We start from the raw sequence: 18660 nt of genomic DNA, 5'->3' as shown, positions 1-18660 counted from the left end.
TATGTCCCTATCGAACAGCCCAGCCTGGAAACAGTTCACCGCGGCCACGCTTGCCGCGCCCTGCCGCGGCGAACAATTGCGCCTCATCAATGCCCCCGGATTGCGCCTGGACCTGAGCGCGCAAGCGTATTCACCGGACTTGCGAGCCGCAGAGGCAGCCCTGCTGGAACAACAGGGCTTTGAGGCCGCCCGAGCCTGCCTGTTCGATGGCGGCAATGCCAACTGGACCGAGGAACGCCCTGCCTGGCATACGGCCCTGCGCGCGGCCCAGCCGCCCGCCCGGGTAGCCAAGGCCGTGCTGGCCGAGCGCGAACGCATACGCGAATTCGTACGCCAGGCCGACGCTGCCGGGCGGTATGGCAGCGTATTGCACCTGGGCATCGGTGGCAGCGATTGGGGGCCCCGGCTGGTCACGCGCGCGCTGCGCCATGGCGGCGCCCGGCGCGAAGTGCGCTTCGCGTCCAATGTGGACTCGCATTCGGTGGCGGACGCGATGAGCCGGCTGGACCCGCACGATACCCTGGTCATCGTCGCCTCCAAGTCGTTCACCACCACCGAGCCGCTGGCCAACGCCGAAGTCGCCATGAATTGGTTGCGCGACGCCGGCGTGGCCGATCCGATCAAGCAGGTCGTGGCCGTCACCGCCAACGTCGAGGCGGCGTTGAATCTGGGCATCCTGCCGGACCATATCTTCCAGATCTGGGATTGGGTGGGCGGGCGCTATTCGCTGTGGTCCGCCATCAGCCTGCCGGTCGCGCTTGCCTTGGGCATTGAGGTGTTCGACCAGTTGCTGGCCGGCGCCGCGGCCATGGACGAGCACTTCCGCACCGCGCCCATCGAGGAAAACGCCCCGGTCCAGCTGGCGCTGGCAGGCGTCGTGAACCGCAGCGTGCTGGGCTACGACTCCCTGGTGATCGCGCCCTACGATTCGCGGCTGTATCACATCGTGCCTTGGGCACAGCAGCTGGAAATGGAATCGCTGGGCAAGGTCGCCACGGCGGACGGCAGCCCCGCCGGGGTACCTACGGGACCCGCCGTCTGGGGCATGTCCGGCACGGATTGCCAGCACACCTTCTTCCAGTGGCTGCACCAGGACACCCGGGGCGCCCCCGTCGACTTCATCCTGTGTGAACAGCCGGATCATGCCTATGCCCGGCACCATGAGCTGCTGATCGCCAATTGCCTGGCGCAGCGTTCCGCACTGCTGCGCGGCAAATCCTTTGAAGAAGCGCTGGCGGAAACCTCCGCCATCGAAAGCGACCCGGACCGCGCGCGGCTGCTGGCGCAGCATCGCGTCCACCCGGGCGGACGGCCATCATCGCTGATAGTGCTGCCGCATCTGGAGGCCTACACCCTGGGCGCGCTACTGGCGCTTTACGAACACAAGGTGTTCACGCAGGGCGTGGTGTGGGGCATCAACCCCTTTGACCAATGGGGCGTGGAGTTCGGCAAGGCGCTGGCCAAGGGCATCATGCATGAGCTGAATTCGCCCCAGGCCAGCCAGCAGGATCCTTCCACCCGCTTCTGGATCGACGCCATCTCGCGCCGCCCTTGATTCCTGGCCCATGCCGGCCAGGCACCGGCCCTTCGCCGTCAAGCGCTGAGCTGGTCGTAGATTTCCACGTGAATGCGCGCGACGCGCTCGATGTTGAACTCGCGCTCGGCCAGCGCCCTGCCGGCCGCGCCCATGGACTGGCGCAAGGCTGGATCCTCGGCCAGGCGGGCGATGGCGTCCGCCAGTGCCTGCGCATCGCGCACCGGCACGAGCAGTCCGGTCTCGCCGGGCTCGATCGCATCCCGGCAACCAGGAACATCGGTCGTCACGACCGCCCGGCCACAAGCCGCGGCCTCGATCAGTGACTTGGGCAATCCTTCCCGATAGGACGGCAGCACCGCGATATGCGAAGCCGCGTACAGCGCGGCCACGTCGGAACGTTCCCCCAGCGCGCGCACGCAGCCTTCACGCTGCCAGGCGTCCACGTCCTCTTGTGTCGCCGAAGCCGGATTGCCTGCGTCCACGCCGCCAACCATCTGCATGGTCACGGGCAGGCCGCGCTCCTTCAGCAGCCTTGCCGCCTGCACGAATTCCTGCACGCCTTTGTCGCGCAGCAAGCGCGCCACCATGGTCACCACGACAGGCGGCGCCGCCTGCTCGGGCAGGGCACGATACTCGTCGAGGTCCACGCCCGCGCCCCGGATGATGACAACCTGGGCATCGCGCACCGCACCGAGCGACTTGAGCATGTCGCGGTCGCTGGCATTCTGGAAAATCACGCGGCTGTTGGGATGGCCCAGCGCCAGCCGGTACAGGCGCGCAACCACGGCGCGCACCAGCTTCATCTTCAGCGAATTGGACAGGAACACGAAGCCCAGCCCGGAAATCGCCGCGACCATGCCCGGCACGCGCGCCACCCGCGCTGCGATGCCGCCATAAAGCACGGGCTTGATCGTGACCAGATGCACGATTTGCGGCCGCAGACGGCGGAATAGCCGTATCAAGGCCAGCAACGTGCTCAGCTCCTGCAACGGATGCTTGCCGCTGCGCGTCATCGGAATCACGTGATGCGTCATGCCCAGCGCCTGGATGTCGGCTACGGCCGGGCCGTCCATCGTCGCAACATGGACGTCGTACCCAGCCTGTTGCGCGGCCAAGGCCACCGGCACGCGGTGCGACATGAAGAAGGCGGGGTTGTTGACGACAAACAGCAGGCGGCGCCCGGTGCTCATGCTTGCACTCCTGAGATGCGGCGCCATACCGCGATGTAGCTTTGCACCATGCGCGCTATGTCGAAATTTTCCAGCACGCGGGCGCGGCCCGCTTCGCCTGCGCGCTCGCGGCCGCGCGCAGCCACCTCGCGCAAGGCCGTTTCAATGCCGCGGGCCAGTGCCTCGGGCTGCTCGGGTGGCACCACCACCCCAGCATCGCCAACGATGTAGGCGGCGTCACCCACGTCTGTCACGACGCAATAGACACCGCAGGCCATGGCTTCCGCGACCACATTGGGAAACCCTTCCGCGCAACTGGACAGGACGTGCAGGTCCAGCCCGTTCATCGCGGCGGGCACGTCGTCGCTAGGCCCGGCCAGCACCAGCCGATCACGCAGACCCAGCTTGTCTACCAGAGCGCCCAGTTCTGCGTTATCCGTATCCATGCCTCGGCCTATCAGCACGCAGCGCAAGCCCGCATCGCGGCCGTCGCGCACCAGCGCGGCGATGGCCCGCAACAGGTTGGCATGGTCTTTGAGGGGATCCCAGCGGGCCACGCAGCCAATGGCTGGCACGTCCTGCGGCACGCCCCATTGCGCGCGCACCCGCGAACGGGCCTCGGCATTGGGCGCATAGCGCGACAGGTCGTAGCCGTTGGCAATCACCACCATGCGTGCGCGGTCGTAGCCCTTATCGGCATGCCGTTCCGCCGATTTCTGGGCTGCGCACACGATCGCCTTGGGTATGCGTCCGGACAGCAACGCGCACGCCCGCAACACTATGCGCGCTGAGCGGCTGCTGCGCTCCAGGTGTTCGCCGGAATTGCGTATGCCCCAGGCAATGGCGCGCACGCCCGCCAGGCGCGCAGCCAAGCCGCCGATCAGGTCGGCGTGATACATCCAGGTCTGCACCGCGTCGGGACGTTCCGCGGCGACAAGCGCGCGCAGGGCCAGGAAGCCGCCCAGGCTGACGCGTCCGCGTTTCATGCCCAGCACGTGCACGGCCACGCCGGCCGCTCGCAGGCGTTCGCCATAAATGCCCTCGTCGGTCAGCGACACGACGACATGTTCCACGTTTGCTTCGGGATAGGTCGCCAGGCGGAACAGCACCGACTCCGCGCCTCCCTGTCCCAGCCCGGTAATGATGTGCAGAACGCGCAACGGGCGAGCGCTCATCGCCCCTCCCGCACGGCATCGAACAATTCATCCCACTCTGCCAGCACGCTGGCCAGCGCATAGCGCTGCCGCACCGCGGCGGCTCCGCGCATGCCCAGTTGTTGCCGCAGGGATATGTCTTCAAGCAGGCGGCGCAAGGCATCGCGCAGGGCGTCGCGATTGCCGGCGGGCACCAGCAGGGCGTCTTCGCCGTCGCGCGTCATCTCGCGCGGCCCGCTGGGACAATCGAACGCCACGCAAGGCAGTCCCAGCGACATCGCCTCCAGCAAGACATTCGGAAAGCCCTCCACCAGCGAACTCAGCACGAAAGCCTGCCCGCGCGCCAGCTCTTCCCAAGGCTCCTCGGTGCGGCCGGGCAGGCTGATGCGCGACTGCAGGCCCAGGCGCGCGACCTGCTGTTCCAGCGCGCCGCGTTCAGGCCCTTCGCCCCAGATGCGCAGGTTCCAATCCGGAAAATCCGGCGCCAACTGCGCGAAAACGTCGATCAGCAGGTCGAATTGCTTGTCGGGGACCAGCCGGCCCATCGCCAGCAGTTCGCGGGGACCGCCGTCTTCGCGCTGCCGCACGAACGGCCCGTCAAGCAAAGGCGCCGGCAAGGGATTGGGAATGACGGCCAGACGCTTGATGCCGGGCACCTGCCGCCCGAACGGGCCGGCAGTGTCTTCCGCCTGCACCGTCACCATGTCGGCGCGGGGATACAGAATGCGGCGCAGTTTGCGCCACACCGAGCCCGTGGTGGTTTCGGCCAAGGGATTGGTCCGCTCGCAGACAATCAGCGGCACGCCCAGCCCGCGGGTGGCGAGAATGGCGGCCACGTTGACGTTGGTCAGGAAAGACACCACCACATCTGGCCGGGAGTCGCGGATATGCCGGCGCAGCGCCAGCAGGCGCTTGAACGCGGCCATCGGGCCAGACACCCGCGTGCCGGCCAGGTCCGCCAGCCATGCGAGTTCGACCTTGTCCGACAGCGGGTAGAAGCAGGTGCCCTTGGACGAGTAGGTGGGCGTCAGGATGACGGAATCCCCGCGTTCGGCCCACGCATTGACCAGCGTGGCGGCAACCCGCTCCGCGCCGCCCGCATGCATGGAACTGACCAGCATCAAGATTTTCATGCGTCAAAGACTCCCAACCGATCCTCCCTGATCCTTGTTGCCGCGATAGCGGTCAAGCCAGGCTTGCATCATCAGCACACCCCACAGGTGGCTGTCCCAGTTCCGATGGCCCGAAGTGTGCTCGCGCCACTTGCGCAGGATGGGCTCGGGTTCAAACCAACCCTCCTGGCGCAGCCGCGACGGATCCAGCAGCGCATCGGCCCATTCGCGCAGCGGTCCGCGCAGCCAGGCAGCCAGCGGCACGGCGAACCCGCGCTTGGGGCGGTCCACCAGCGCCTGCGGCACGTGGCGATGGAGCACCTGGCGCAGCAGCCACTTGCCCGTATTGCCGCGCACCTTATACTGGTGCGGCAGGCTCCAGGCGAATTCATATACGCGATGATCGATCAGCGGCACGCGCGTTTCCAGGCTGACGGCCATGGCGGCGCGGTCCACCTTGACCAGGATGTCGTCGGGCAGGTAGGTCACCGTGTCCAGCTTCATCATGGCCTCGAAGGTGGACCCTTGCATTGCCCGCGCGAATTCGGACACAGGTTCCACGCCGCCCTTCACCACGCTGGAAGGATCGGACCAATAGGACACGAACAAACGATAGAACTCGCCCTTCGTGTCGGCGCGCAGCAGTTCGCCCAGTTTGCCGACCTTGCCGCGCCACGCCCCCCGGCCCGGCAGATGGGTCGAAGCGCTGAGCAGCGCGCCAGCGGGCTTGCGCAGCAAGGCAGGCACGCGCTCGCATTGCTGCCACCAGTTGTTCACGCGGAAATACCGCGAATAGCCGCCGAACAGTTCGTCCCCGCCATCGCCGGACAGCGCCACCGTGACGTGCTGGCGCGCCATGCGCGTGACGAGCGACGTGGGGATCTGCGACGAATCCGCGAACGGCTCGTCGTACATGTCGGCCAGCGAGGGCACCACGGCCAACGCGTCTTCAGCGGTCACGTAGAGCTCGGTATGGTCCGTGCCCAGGTGCGTAGCCACGGCTTTGGCGTGTTGCGCCTCGTCGTAGCCTTTCTCGTGAAAGCCGATGGCGAACGTACGCACTGGCTGCGAGCTCTGCGCCTGCATCAGGGCAACGATGGTGGAGGAATCGATCCCGCCCGACAGAAATGCGCCCAGGCTCACGTCCGACAGCATCTGGCCACCTACGGCCTTGGACAACACGCCCTCCAGCGCATCAGTGGCCTGCGCGTCGGATTCGAACGACAGCAGGGATTGGGCGGAGGTATCTGCGGCCTCGCGAGCCGACCAGTACACGCGCGGCTCGGGCATGCGGCGGCTGCGGGTATCGTCGGCGGTGAACTCGACCCAGGTCCCCGGCGGCAGCTTGGCAATGCCCTGGTAAATGGACTGCGGCGCCGGGATGTAGTTGTGCCGCATGAACGACGCCAGCGCGTTGCGATTGAGTTCGCGGCCGAAACCAGGAATCGGCATCAGGCCTTTGAGTTCGGAGGCAAACACCAACTCCGCGCCGGAATAGCCGTAATACAGCGGCTTTTCGCCCATGCGGTCGCGCGCCAGCATCAGTTTGCGCGAGGCGCGGTCCCACAACGCGATGGCGAACATGCCCACCGCGGCCTGCAAGGTGGCCTCGATGCCCAGGGCGGTAAACCCCGCCAGCAGCGTTTCCGTGTCGGAATGGCCGCGCCAGGACGGTGCCAGCGCCGATTGCTCGAGCTGCTTGCGGATGTCCAGGTGGTTGTAGATCTCGCCGTTGAACACCATGACATAGCGGCCGCAAGCCGACGTCATGGGCTGATGGCCCGCCTCGGTCAGGTCGAGGATGGCCAGGCGCACGTGCGCCAGCGCCAGCTCGGCCTCGGCATCTTCCCAGAAGCCGTTGCTGTCGGGCCCGCGGTGACGGATGCGGCGGCAGCTTTCCGCCAGCACCTGCGCCTTGTTCCCGATAGGGCCCCAAATCCCGACTATTCCGCACATGATGAAGTTCTCGTTGTCACTGTAGCAACGGCGCGATGCGCGGCCTCAGCGGCCGGATCCACGCACGCCGTCAAAAAGTTCTTGCCATTTCTGCAGCACGCGCTCGGCCGAAAAGCGGTCGCGCACGTCGGTCGCCGCCTGCGCCATGCGCCGGCGGTCCGTGTCATTTTTCATGACGGCATCCAACGCCTTGCACAGCGCCGACACATCGCCATTGGGGCGCACCAGCACCCCGTCCACGCCTTCCCGCACGATCTCGCGCGGCCCGGTGTCGCAGTCGAACGAGACGGCGGCGAGCCCGCTCGCCATGGATTCCAGCAAGGTGTTGGACAGCCCCTCGAAGCGCGAAGTCAGCACGTACAGGTCTGCGCTTTCGTACCAGTCGCCGACGTTGCCCGCGCGTCCCGGCATGAAAATGCGCGAAGCGAGGCCTGCCGCGCGTACCTGCGCCTCTAGTGCGGGCCGCTCGTCGCCCTCGCCCAGGATAACCAGATCCCAGTCCGGATGCGACGCCGCCAATGGCGCGTAGGCCTGGATGAGGAGGTCGAATCCCTTGTCGGCGTGCAGGCGGCCCACCGCGAGCAGGCGCTTGCGGCCGTCTCCCGACACGGGCGTGAGAATGGGCTCGGCGCGCGGCAAGGGAAAGTGCACCGGGTTGGGAATGACCGCCAGTCTGCTGCCCGGCACATGCTGCGCGAGCCAATCTGCCGTGCCCCGCGTCAAGGCGACCACACGAGCCGCTCGCGGGTAGGTCAGCCGGCGCAGGCGCTGCCAGAACCCCGACAGCGTCTGGGAAGGCGGATGCGTGTGTTCGGTCGCAATCACGCGGCATGGCAGGCCCGCGCAGGCCAGGACCGACAGCACCGAAGCCGTCGTCATCATGGCCAGCACGATATCCGGACGGAAGGCCTTGACCACGCGGCGCAAGGCCCGCACTCGCTGGACATTGCTCCAGATGCCGCGCAAGCCCCCGCCCTCGCCCGCCGTATGCAATACCTCGCGGCGCACCTTGGGGTGCAGGGTATAGACGTCGCCCTCGGCGCTTGCCTGCGTCACCACCATTACCTCGCGGCCCATGCCAGCCCAATGCGCGCTCAGGTCGGCGGCCACGCGTTCCGCGCCCCCGCCATGCAGAGAGTGGATGAACAGCAGGATGCGCGGCGCCGGGCCAGTATCGGTCACGGGCATTCAATCGGCCTCTTTGGGTTCAGCCTTGCGCATGGCCACCGCGAGGTAGCACGCGAAGGACAACAGATACATGAGGCTGGTCGCCAGCATGATGCCTGCGGCTCCCATCCTGGGTGCCAGCACGGTATTCAAGACCGCCTTCAGGGCAAAATTGGCGACGGCGATGGCGGCCATCACCCGGTAGCGGTTCTGGCTGGCCAGCAGTTGCACCAGGATCAGTACGCCGAAGTAGAACGGTAGTTGCAGCAGCCCCCAGCGCAATACATGCGCCACGGCCTGCGTGTTCTCGGCGGTAAAGGCGCCGCGCTGGAACAGGACCGACACGCCCCAAGGCGCCAGCACCCAGCCCACGGCCACCGCAACGCCTCCGGCGGCCACCATCAGCACCGACCATTTGAGCGCCATGGCGCGCGCGCGGCCGGTATCGCCACGCGCCTGCACATCGGCCAGCACCGGCAGGGCTGCGCGGCCCACCGACACCGCCCCTATGCCCAGCAGCAAGGACAGCAGCCGGCTGGCATAGCCCAGCGTGGCGTTGGCGTTCGCACCCAGGTTGGCAGCGGCGTACTGATCGAGCGGACCGACAAAGCTCATGGCGACCTGGCCGATCAGCATGACGCCCGCCGCGCTCAGCAGTTCGGGCCAGTGTGGCGATTGCAGCGAGAACCGGGGCGCGCCCCAGAATCCGCCATCTGCGCGCGCCGCCAGCCATGCCAGCCAGACGGTCTGGATGGCGTAGCCCACCAGCGTGCCCCACAGCAGCGGCCCGACGCCATCGGCGCTGGCGGCCAGCATCACCCAAGCCAGCGTCGCCACGGCGGGCACACTATCCAGCAAGGTATTGACGTGCCTTTCCTGCGCCCGCAGCCGGGCCGCGCTGATGCCCGCGATGAGCAACAGCGCCGACACCGGCGCAAAGGCAACAAGCAGTTGACCCGTCATGTCGCCCACGCGGGCCGACAGACCCTGCCCCAGCATGCCGAGCACGTGCGGCCAGGCAAACCAGGTCAGCAACGCCAGCGCGATACCCGCAGCGGCCACCCAGCCCTGCAATTCGCTGATGAATTGGTTTCTTTCGGCGACATCGGCGCGGCGCAGCCGCACCAGCACCGGAATCAAGACCACCGACAACACGCCCACGATGGTGACCGGCAGCCAACTGGCCATGGTCATCGTGAATTGGTAGGCGTCCACGGCGTCGCTGACGCCGTAGCGGTACGCCACCGCCATCTCCTTGATGGCGCCGGCGGCCTTGCCCAGCAGCAGGAACACCGCCACCCGGAAGGCGCCCTTGAAAATGCGCTGGTGGTCCGGGTGGATGCTGCCGAGTTTTCTGACGAGTGCTTTCAAATCAACGCAGGAATTGCGTGTACCAGGGCATGGCCACTTCCAGGCCTTGCAGCACGGTATGCGTCGGTTCGTAGCCCAGCAAGCGGCCCGCCTTGCTGACGTCCGCCTGCGAGTGACGCACGTCGCCCGCGCGGAAGTCGGCGTAGACCGGCTTCTTGCCATAAGCCACGCCCTGGGTCCCCAGCGTCTGCACCAGGAAGCCGAACAGCTGGTTCAGGGTGCTGCGACCGCTGACCGCGACGTTGTAGACCTGGTTGCGGCCTTCCGGCGCGGCCATGGCCGCGAGGATGTTGGCTTGCACCGCGTTGTCCACGAAGCAGAAATCGCGGCTGGTCTCGCCATCGCCGTTGATGGTGACGTCCTCGTTCTGGATCATCGCGGCCGTCCACTTGGGGATCACGGCCGCATAGGCGCCATTGGGATTCTGGCGCTTGCCGAACACGTTGAAGTAGCGCAGGCCGACCGTCTCGAAACCGTAGGAACGCGCGAACACATCCGCGTACAGTTCATTGACGTATTTGGTGACCGCGTACGGCGACAAGGGCTTGCCAATGTTTTCCTCGACCTTGGGCAGCGCCGGATGGTCGCCGTAGGTCGAGCTGGAAGCCGCATAGACGAAGGATTTGACTTCGGCATCACGCGCTGCGACCAGCATGTTCAGGAAGCCGCCGATATTCACCTCGTTGGTGGTGATCGGGTCCTTCAGCGAACGCGGCACCGAACCCAGCGCAGCCTGGTGCAGCACGAATTCCACGCCCTGCACCGCGCGGCGGCAGGCTTCCAGGTCGCGGATATCGCCTTCGATGAAGCTGAAGCGCGCCCACTGCTCGGGCGTAACCGAATTGCGCACTTCGTCCAGGTTGTGCTGAAAGCCCGTGGCGAAGTTGTCCAGGCCCGTCACGGTCTGGTCCAGCTTCAACAGGGTTTCCAGCAAGTTCGAACCGATGAAGCCGGCGCAGCCGGTCACCAGCCATTTGCGCGGGGCGGCGGACAGTTCCTTCTTGGTGGTCTCAAAGCGTGTAGTCATGCGCGCTCCTTACAGGCGGAGATCCGATTCTTCGGGCGACAGCACGTACTTCAGGTCATAAAGAATGTGGTCCTGCTTACCCAGTTTGCGGATGCCGGCCGCGCCCAGTTCGGCGAATTGATGGTGCGCCACGCCCAGGATGATGGCGTCGTACTTGCCTTGCTCGAGCTTGGCCACCGGGGTGATGCCGTACTCGTGCACGGCCTCTTCCGGGTCGACCCACGGGTCGTACACATCGACCGCGACGTTGTAGTCGCCCAGTTCTTTCACGATGTCGACGATGCGGGTGTTACGCAGGTCGGGGCAGTTTTCCTTGAAGGCCAGGCCCATGACCAGCACGCGGGCGCCCTGCACATGGATGCGGCGCTTGGTCATGGCCTTGACCAGCTGCGACACCACGTAGCCGCCCATCGAGTCGTTCAGGCGGCGGCCAGCCAGGATGATCTCGGGGTGGTAGCCGATGGATTGAGCCTTGTGGGTGAGGTAGTACGGGTCCACGCCAATGCAGTGGCCGCCCACCAGGCCCGGACGGAACGGCAGGAAGTTCCATTTGGTGCCGGCGGCCTGCAGCACGGCTTCCGTATCGATGCCCATCTTGTTGAAGATCAGGGCCAATTCGTTGATCAGCGCGATGTTCACGTCACGCTGCGTGTTCTCGATCACCTTGGCGGCCTCGGCCACGCGGATGCTGGAAGCCTTGTGCGTGCCGGCGGTGATGATCTGCTTGTACAGTTGGTCAACCAGCTCGGCCACTTCAGGCGTGGAACCCGAAGTGACTTTCTTGATCGTGCTGACGCGGTGCGCCTTGTCGCCCGGGTTGATGCGCTCGGGGCTGTAGCCGGCGTAGAAGTCCACGTTGAACTTCAGGCCCGACACGCGCTCCAGCACCGGCACGCAGTCTTCTTCCGTGGCGCCAGGATAGACGGTGGATTCGTAGATGACGATGTCGCCGCGCTTGAGCACGGCACCGATGGTCTCGCTGGCCTTAACCAGCGGGGTCAGGTCCGGCTGCTTGTATTCGTCGATGGGGGTCGGCACGGTCACGATGTACACGTTGGCCTGGCCCAGCACGGCGCGGTCGGCCGTGTAGCTCAGCTGGGTCGCTTCCTTCAGCTCTTCGTCGCTGACTTCCAGCGTGTGATCATGACCCGCCTTGAGCGCGTCGATGCGGCGCGTATTGATATCGAATCCGATGACCGAACGCTTCTTGCCGAACTCCACTGCCAGGGGCAGGCCGACATAGCCCAGGCCGACAACAGCGAGTTTCACATCTTGAATTCGCAACATAACTCTCCCTTCGCCGCAGAACGATTACGGCATTTCAAATATGGTCGGGTAATTAAAAAAAGAGATTACCGAGCCCCCGGCGGCAATCGCCGGGGCGCCCAAAACTAATCGGAAGTCCGCAAAACGGAGGGCAGCAGCAGCCAGCCCGGCCGGCGCCAGGACACCAGGCGCGCGTACAGCCAGATATAGACGGCGGCGAATACCGCCAGACTGGCGCACAGCGCCCATGCGTTGTCCCACCAAATGGTGGCCGGGACCAGGCCAATCAACGCCAACACCCACATGTAGGGCGAAGCCAGCGCGTTGCACAGCGCCGGCACCGCATGCCTGCGGCCTCGGCTGAACGTGACCCGGACCAGACGGCGGAACACCAACTGATGCAGGTGCAAGGCGTCCGGCTGGTCGACCGGCACTCCCCGCTTGAAGCGGCGGCGCCAGATCGAGAAACCGGTTTCGAAGACGGGGTAGAACAGCACCGCCAACGCGTAGAACGGCGACACCGAGGGATTGCGCACCACCAGCAATACCGCCAGCTCAGCCAGCATGAAGCCCAGGAAGTACGCACCGCCATCGCCCAGGAACACGCGTCCGAACGGGAAATTCCAGACCAGGAAGCCTAACGTGGCCGAAGCCAGCGCCGCCGCCACCAGGAAAATCGGCACGTCGCCCACCTGCAGCGCCACGAGGCTGATCGATACCGCCATCAGCGTGGCCACCATGCCGGCCAGGCCATTCATGCCGTCAACGATATTCAGCGCGTGTGTACAGCCGCCCACCGCGAACATGGTGAACAGCAGGGACACCGGCCAGAAGGACAGTACATAGTCCACGGGGGCCATGCCGACTCGGCTGACGCCGCCCAGCAACCACCAGGCGATCGCGGCGGACAGGAAGGCCGCCAACAGACGCTTGCTGGCCCCGATGTCCTTGGTAATGTCTTCGAGCAGGCCCGCCACGAACACAGGCAGCGCCGCGACGAACAGCGCGGGCCACAGCCAGGTCAACGTCATGTTGCTGGGCCCCAGGACCAGCAGGCCCGCCAGCGTGCCCGCAAGGACGGCCAGCCCGCCGACGCGAGGCGTGGCGCGGGAATGGTTGGCTTGGGGCTTGTTGAGGTCGCTGTCGCCGGTGAAGGCGCCATGCCAGCGCTCCGACGCCACGATGAGTCCCCCCACCATGAATGCGACCACGCAAATGTACAGCCAGGTCACCGAATCACCTCTGGTTGGTCTATCGAGACAGGCCCGCCATTATCGGAGGCAGGTGTAACGCCCATATATGGGAGGGATAAGGAAGTGCAATTCACCGGCACAGAACGTAACGCCCCGCGCCTGGCCGCCAGCCCCAAGCCGGAAGTACGGCTTTGCTGGACGGGAACGACAAAACCGCGATTGCGCGGAAATAGGGGTTTCATGGAAATGATTGTAGAACTTTCCGCTCCGGCGCACGCGAAATATCCAAGGGAAAACGCGAAGTCCTCCCTATGGAGGAAGCGCTGGCGAGCGCCGTTGGAAACGCGCAGCCCCTATTAAAATAGGGACACATTTGAACAACCAAAAAAAAAGCCCGAGATCGTGAGATCTCGGGCTAAATCCACCAAAGGAGGAGGGTGGAGGAGACAACCGTGGCATGTTGGGAGCTGGCCTTCCGCTCGCTACGCTTTCGGGGTTTTGCACCGCGCCGACTGCGTTTCAACATCCGATGAGTGAATAGTACCGAGGTTTTTTGTGCGATGCAAGAATTTTTTTAGCCCATCGCACAAGAGATTTTTTTCGTTGCGTTTTTGCCGCAAAGGCTCAGTTGCCCCTCTGGAAACCCGCGCCAATCAATGTCTTTGCCAAAAACCGGGTTTTTGCCGAATGGGTAAACCCGACCGGGGCTTACCCTAGCTCGCATCGGGTAATCCCGCTCTGGATTTTGCACCGAAACGGTGCGCGAGGCACCAAGTTGCATCGCTTTTTGCGCATTGCAACATTTTGCTTTCCAGGCGTTTCAGACCCAGTAGGCGGTCGTCGTCATGACCTTGGACATGGCCCGCATCGCAGCCTTCACGGGCGTGGGCAGCGGCACACCGCCCGCCGCTTCCGCGCTGGCGCGATGCTGCGCTTCGTCCTCTTTCATCTTTTGGACGATCTGGCGGGAGCGCTCGTCCTGCACCGGCAAGGTGCGCAGATGCTCTTCCAGATGTGCTTCGACCTGCTTCTCGGTTTCCGCCATGAAGCCCAGATTACGGGGCACGCCGGCATAGCTGGCCAGCACGCCGAGCGCGAAAGAGCCCGCATACCACAGCGGATTCAGCAGGCTGGGACGACTGCCTAGCTCGGTAAGCCGCTGGTTGCACCAGACCAGGTGATCCACTTCCTCGGACGCGGCGTTCTGCAGCAGCGCCCGGGGCGCGGGTTCCCGGCACACCGACGCCTGCCCCCGGTACAGCGCCTGGGCGCAGACCTCTCCCACATGGTTCACGCGCATCAGCCCTGCCGCATGGCGCTTTTCCTGGGCCGACAGGGCTTGCGGCGCCTCGTCGGCGGTCGCGGGATAAGGCCGGCCCGCCGTGGCGCTGCCGGACAGCACTCGCAACGCGCGGTCCGCCTCGGCCAGCAGGGCATCTACAGGACTGATGCGGCGCAGGAAAGAAACGGGGCTGGGTCGGGACAGAGCGGTGGACATAAGCAACTCCTCGGCAAGGCTGGCGCACACCCCTGTTGCGGGGCGGGGCTCTCATGCCTGGAATTGTACGCAACAGGTATCATCAGCCATTGACTGCGCTCAAGCTCAAGGACACGACAACATGGAATGCACGATCGACTGGGGCGGCCCTAACGGCATGCTCTTTACCGCCAGCACCGGCAGCGGCCACGTGGCCGTCATGGACGGCGCCGTGGACGGCGGTGGACACAACCTTGCCCCCCGGCCCATGGAAATGCTGCTGGCCGGCACCGGCGGCTGCACCGCGTACGACGTGGTGCTGATCCTCAAGCGTGGGCGCCACGCCGTCAGCGGCTGCAGCGTCAAGCTCCAGGCCGACCGCGCCGATACCGACCCCAAGGTCTTCACGCGCATCCATTTCGCCTTCACCGTGACCGGCCGCAACCTGCCGCGCGCCGCGGTCGAGCGCGCGGTGCAGTTGTCGCACGAAAAATACTGCTCGGCCTCGGCCATGCTGGAGAAAACCGCCGCGCTGACCTTTTCGGTCGAGATCGTCGACACCCAGGAAGCGCCGGCCGCCGCCTGAACCCGCGCCCGCGTGGTGTAATTCGTCTATCCCTAACTTATAAGTGCCGCCGCGATGCGTTCGCGGCGGCTGTCTGCGTCACCCGCCGGGCGAGCGTGCGCAAGGACCGCCATGAAACAATACCTGGACCTCGTTCAATCCATCCTGGACACCGGCGCGTGGCAGGAAAACCGCACGGGCATACGCACCCTGAGCATGCCGGGCGCGTCGCTGCGCTTTGACCTGCAAAAAGGCTTTCCCGCGGTCACGACCAAGAAGCTGGCGTTCAAGTCCGCCATCGGCGAAATGGTGGGCTTCCTGCGCGCCTCGCGCAGCGCCGCGGAGTTCCGCGAACTCGGCTGCAAGGTCTGGGACCAGAATGCCAACGAGAACAGCCAGTGGCTGGCCAACCCGTATCGCGAAGGTCCCGACGACCTGGGCCCGGTATATGGCGTCCAGTGGCGCCAATGGCCGGCCTACAAAATGCTGGACGCCAGCCGCCCGGCGCAGATTGCCGACGCCCTGTCGCGCGGCTACTCCAAAGTGGCGGATCTGGAGGAAGGCGGCGTTCAGAAGGTGCTGCTCTATAAGGCAGTGGACCAGTTGCGGCAATGCCTGGACACCATCCATGAACGTCCGGGCGACCGACGCATCCTGTTCCATGGCTGGAACTGGGCCCAGATCGAGGAAATGGCGCTTCCTCCTTGCCACCTGCTCTACCAGTTCCTGCCGAACGCGACGACGCGCGAAATCTCCCTGTGCCTGTACATCCGCTCCAACGATGTCGGCCTGGGAACGCCGTTCAACCTCACCGAGGGCGCGGCCCTGCTGCACCTCGTCGGCCGCCTGACGGGCTACACGCCGCGCTGGTTCACGTATTTCATCGGCGACGCGCACATCTACGAAAACCATCTGCCGATGCTGCGCGAACAGCTCACCCGCGAGCCCTACGAGGCCCCCAGGCTGGTCCTGTCCGACCGCATTCCCGATTTCGCGGTCACCGGGCGCTACGAGCCCGAATGGCTGGAAAAAGTGGAACCGAGCGATTTCTCGCTGGCCGGCTACACCCACCACGCCCCCCTCACCGCCGCTATGGCCGTCTAGGACCTAGGCGGGCAGCCGCCCCGGCGGCTGTCTCGGAAATGGCCACGGCGGCAAGCGCCCTGGGGAGGTCACCTTCCCCAAGGCGATCCTGCCAGCGCGCTCGAGGCCGCAAGTGAAGATTGGTGAGCTTCTGGAAGCGCGTTTTCGGTATAACCCATCCCTTAGCCATGGACGCGCGTCCAGAATGCCCTGCGCGCCCTTGCTTCCGACCGGCACCTGCCGCGCCGTGCCTGTCGCTCGCCGCGAAACCGGGCACCCCGCCCGGCAGCACCATCCGCCGGCCTTGCCCTGCCGCACCCCCTTCCCAGAAAAGAGAGCACGTGCATCACCAGCGTCGACCGCGGAACTCTGTTTTGCGACCGACTTGCAACCATAGACTACCAATTGAATTGATATGAAGCCCCCGCGGCGGCAGTATGCGCCCAGGCCAGGACCTCACAAATGCTCGTCGGAACTTATAACCCTTCGCTCGTCCTCGTATCTCTAGGAGTCGCCATCCTGGCGTCGTACACGGCGTTGGGCATGGCCAACCGCGTCAGGGCTTCGAATGGGCTGCCCAGCGCGCGCTATTGGCTCGCGGGCGGCGCCTTCGCGATGGGTGTCGGCATCTGGTCCATGCATTTCGTCGGCATGCTGGCCTTCAGCCTGCCCATTCCCATGGGCTATGACCTGCCCCTGACCGTCCTGTCGCTGGTCATCGCCATCGGCTGCTCGGCCTTCGCGCTCTGGACCGTGAGCAAGGACGAACTGCCGCGGCGGCGGCTGGTGATCGGCGCCCTGCTGATGGGCGCGGGCATCGCGGCGATGCACTACCTCGGCATGGCCGCCATGCTCATGGCGCCCGGCATCATCTACGACCCCAAGTGGTTCGCGCTGTCCATCGCGATTGCCGTGGCCGCTTCCGGCGCGGCGCTGTGGATCACCTATCGACTGCGCCACGGCGGGCCTCGCGTGGCCTGGTCGAGGCCGCTGGCGGCCGTGATCATGGGGATCGCCATCGTGGGCATGCACTACACCGGCATGGCCGCCGCCGGATTCCCTGCCGACAGCATCTGCATGGCGGCCAACAGCGGCATCTCGGCGGGCTGGCTGGCCATCGCCGTCACCGCGGTGACGCTGAGCGTCCTGGCCATCGCCCTGCTGGTCGCGGTGCTGGACAACCGCCTGGAGGCACGCACCTCGGCCCTGGCCTCTTCGCTGGCCGAGGCCAATGAGGAACTGGTGCAACTGGCGCTGCACGACACCCTGACCAAATTGCCCAACCGCATCCTGCTGGAAGACCGGCTGGAGCAGGCCATCGAAAGCGCCAGCCGCCGCAAGGGCTACTTCGCGGTGTTGTTCTTCGACCTGGACGGCTTCAAGGCGGTCAACGACGCCTATGGACACCATACCGGCGACGCCCTGCTGATCGATCTGGCGCAACGCATCCGCCAGACCTTGCGCACGCAGGATACGGTCGCGCGCCTGGGCGGCGACGAATTCATCGTGCTCAGTGAAGTGATCGAACCCACCGACGCCGCCAACGTGGCCGACCGCCTGATCGATGCCATCGCCCGCCCCGTCACCGTATACGGCCATGAAGTCCTGGTGACCTCCAGCGTGGGCATCGCCATCTACCCGAACGACGGCGAAGACACCCACGCCCTGCTGACCAACGCGGACGCGGCGATGTACCACGCCAAGCGCCTGGGCGGCACCGGCTACAGCTTCTTCGAGCCGTCCATGAACGCGGATGCGCACGAGCAGATCGAATTGCTGCACGACTTGCGCCTGGCGCAGGAGCGCAACCAGCTCGTCCTGCATTACCAGCCCAAGTACGAGGCGCCCGCCGGCCCCATCATCGGCGCCGAGGCGCTGCTGCGCTGGAACCACCCGACGCGCGGCCTGGTGGGTCCCGACCAGTTCATCCCCACGGCGGAAAAAACCGGACTGATCCTGTCCATCGGCGAATGGGTGATCAACGAAGCCTGCCGCCAGATGCGGGAATGGATCAACGCCGGCCAGGGCCACTGGACCATCGCCGTGAATATTTCGGCGCTGCAGTTCGCCCACGCCAGCCTGGTGGAAACGGTGCGCACGGCGCTGGAACGCCACGGCGTTCCGCCCGCCTGCCTGACGCTGGAAGTCACCGAATCCACTGCGATGCGCGACGCCGAAGCCAGCCTGGCCGTGCTCAAGCGCCTGTCGAACCTGGGCGTAACGATCTCCATCGACGATTTCGGCACCGGCTACTCCAGCCTGCTCTACCTGAAGCGGCTGCCCGCGACCGAGCTGAAGATCGACCGGGGCTTCGTCAACCAGCTGGAAAACGACAACGAGGATGCCGCCATCGTGTCGGCCATCGTCGCGCTGGCGCAGCAGCTCAACCTGCGCATCGTGGCCGAAGGCGTGGAAACGCCGGCGCAGCAGAAGTTCCTGACCGGCCTGGGTTGCGATTCGCTGCAGGGCTTCCTGCTGGGCAAACCCATGCCCGCGACCGAGTTCCTGGAGCATGCAGTGGAGTGAAGGGGCTGCGCGGCGCGGACCGCCGCGCAAATTTGCTACGCTTGCCGTAGCCAACCG

The 18660-nt window shown here is 65.6% G+C and carries 14 protein-coding genes; 4 read left to right on the top strand and 10 right to left on the bottom strand.

The genetic code is table 11. From position 1 onward, the window contains the following. Position 1 precedes the first annotated feature (1 nt). Entirely contained in the window at positions 2-1555 is a 1554-nt protein-coding gene (pgi, locus tag CEY08_RS10050; RefSeq protein ID WP_063642837.1) for a glucose-6-phosphate isomerase, read from the top strand. A gap of 38 nt (positions 1556-1593) precedes the next feature. On the opposite strand, the gene CEY08_RS10045 is transcribed toward pgi, so the two are convergent. The 10 genes from CEY08_RS10045 to coq7 form a co-directional block, all read right to left on the bottom strand. Beyond that, entirely contained in the window at positions 1594-2727 is a 1134-nt protein-coding gene (locus CEY08_RS10045; RefSeq protein ID WP_063959967.1) for a glycosyltransferase family 4 protein, read from the bottom strand. Continuing rightward, positions 2724-3881, bottom strand: coding sequence for a glycosyltransferase family 4 protein (locus CEY08_RS10040; RefSeq protein WP_076815516.1), 1158 nt, complete (start codon positions 3879-3881; stop codon positions 2724-2726). Before CEY08_RS10040 ends, CEY08_RS10045 begins: the two co-directional genes overlap by 4 nt. Beyond that, positions 3878-4993, bottom strand: coding sequence for a glycosyltransferase family 4 protein (locus tag CEY08_RS10035; RefSeq protein ID WP_063642840.1), 1116 nt, complete (start codon positions 4991-4993; stop codon positions 3878-3880). The genes CEY08_RS10040 and CEY08_RS10035 overlap by 4 nt, the downstream gene beginning before the upstream one ends. Positions 4994-4996: 3 nt before the next feature. Then, complete coding sequence (gene asnB / locus CEY08_RS10030; RefSeq protein WP_063642841.1) at positions 4997-6928, bottom strand: asparagine synthase (glutamine-hydrolyzing); 1932 nt, start codon at positions 6926-6928, stop codon at positions 4997-4999. A 45-nt stretch (positions 6929-6973) separates the two neighbouring features. After that, positions 6974-8116 (bottom strand): glycosyltransferase family 4 protein, encoded by a 1143-nt coding sequence (locus tag CEY08_RS10025; RefSeq protein ID WP_042795158.1) that lies wholly within the window; start codon positions 8114-8116, stop codon positions 6974-6976. Beyond that, complete coding sequence (murJ, locus tag CEY08_RS10020) at positions 8117-9466, bottom strand: murein biosynthesis integral membrane protein MurJ (protein ID WP_063642842.1); 1350 nt, start codon at positions 9464-9466, stop codon at positions 8117-8119. 1 nt (position 9467) lies between these two features. Further along, complete coding sequence (locus CEY08_RS10015) at positions 9468-10493, bottom strand: SDR family oxidoreductase (protein WP_076815518.1); 1026 nt, start codon at positions 10491-10493, stop codon at positions 9468-9470. 9 nt (positions 10494-10502) lie between these two features. Continuing rightward, positions 10503-11780 carry a Vi polysaccharide biosynthesis UDP-N-acetylglucosamine C-6 dehydrogenase TviB gene (gene tviB, locus CEY08_RS10010; protein ID WP_042795161.1) on the bottom strand — a complete coding sequence of 426 codons (1278 nt, stop codon included), beginning with the start codon at positions 11778-11780 and terminating at the stop codon, positions 10503-10505. A 104-nt stretch (positions 11781-11884) separates the two neighbouring features. Continuing rightward, positions 11885-12991: an MraY family glycosyltransferase gene (locus tag CEY08_RS10005; protein ID WP_042795162.1), complete on the bottom strand. Its 1107-nt coding sequence runs from the start codon at positions 12989-12991 to the stop codon at positions 11885-11887. Positions 12992-13772: 781 nt separating this feature from the next. Further along, the gene (coq7, locus tag CEY08_RS10000) at positions 13773-14450 is read right to left on the bottom strand and encodes a 2-polyprenyl-3-methyl-6-methoxy-1,4-benzoquinone monooxygenase (protein ID WP_042795163.1); all 678 of its coding nucleotides are present in this window, start codon (positions 14448-14450) and stop codon (positions 13773-13775) included. Between the two features lie 121 nt (positions 14451-14571). On the opposite strand from coq7, the gene CEY08_RS09995 reads away from it, so the two are divergent. From CEY08_RS09995 to CEY08_RS09985, 3 genes are all read left to right on the top strand, one after another. Beyond that, the gene (locus CEY08_RS09995) at positions 14572-15015 is read left to right on the top strand and encodes an OsmC family protein (RefSeq protein WP_042795164.1); all 444 of its coding nucleotides are present in this window, start codon (positions 14572-14574) and stop codon (positions 15013-15015) included. A gap of 111 nt (positions 15016-15126) precedes the next feature. Then, the gene (locus CEY08_RS09990; protein ID WP_063642844.1) at positions 15127-16098 is read left to right on the top strand and encodes a thymidylate synthase; all 972 of its coding nucleotides are present in this window, start codon (positions 15127-15129) and stop codon (positions 16096-16098) included. 441 nt (positions 16099-16539) lie between these two features. Continuing rightward, positions 16540-18603 (top strand): putative bifunctional diguanylate cyclase/phosphodiesterase, encoded by a 2064-nt coding sequence (locus CEY08_RS09985; RefSeq protein WP_063642845.1) that lies wholly within the window; start codon positions 16540-16542, stop codon positions 18601-18603. Positions 18604-18660: the final 57 nt, after the last annotated feature.

It is taken from the genome of Achromobacter insolitus (assembly GCF_002209555.1).
Taxonomy (GTDB): domain Bacteria; phylum Pseudomonadota; class Gammaproteobacteria; order Burkholderiales; family Burkholderiaceae_B; genus Achromobacter; species Achromobacter insolitus.
The sequence above is the reverse complement of the archived record's forward strand: the minus strand, read 5'-3'. Positions and strand labels throughout refer to the sequence as shown.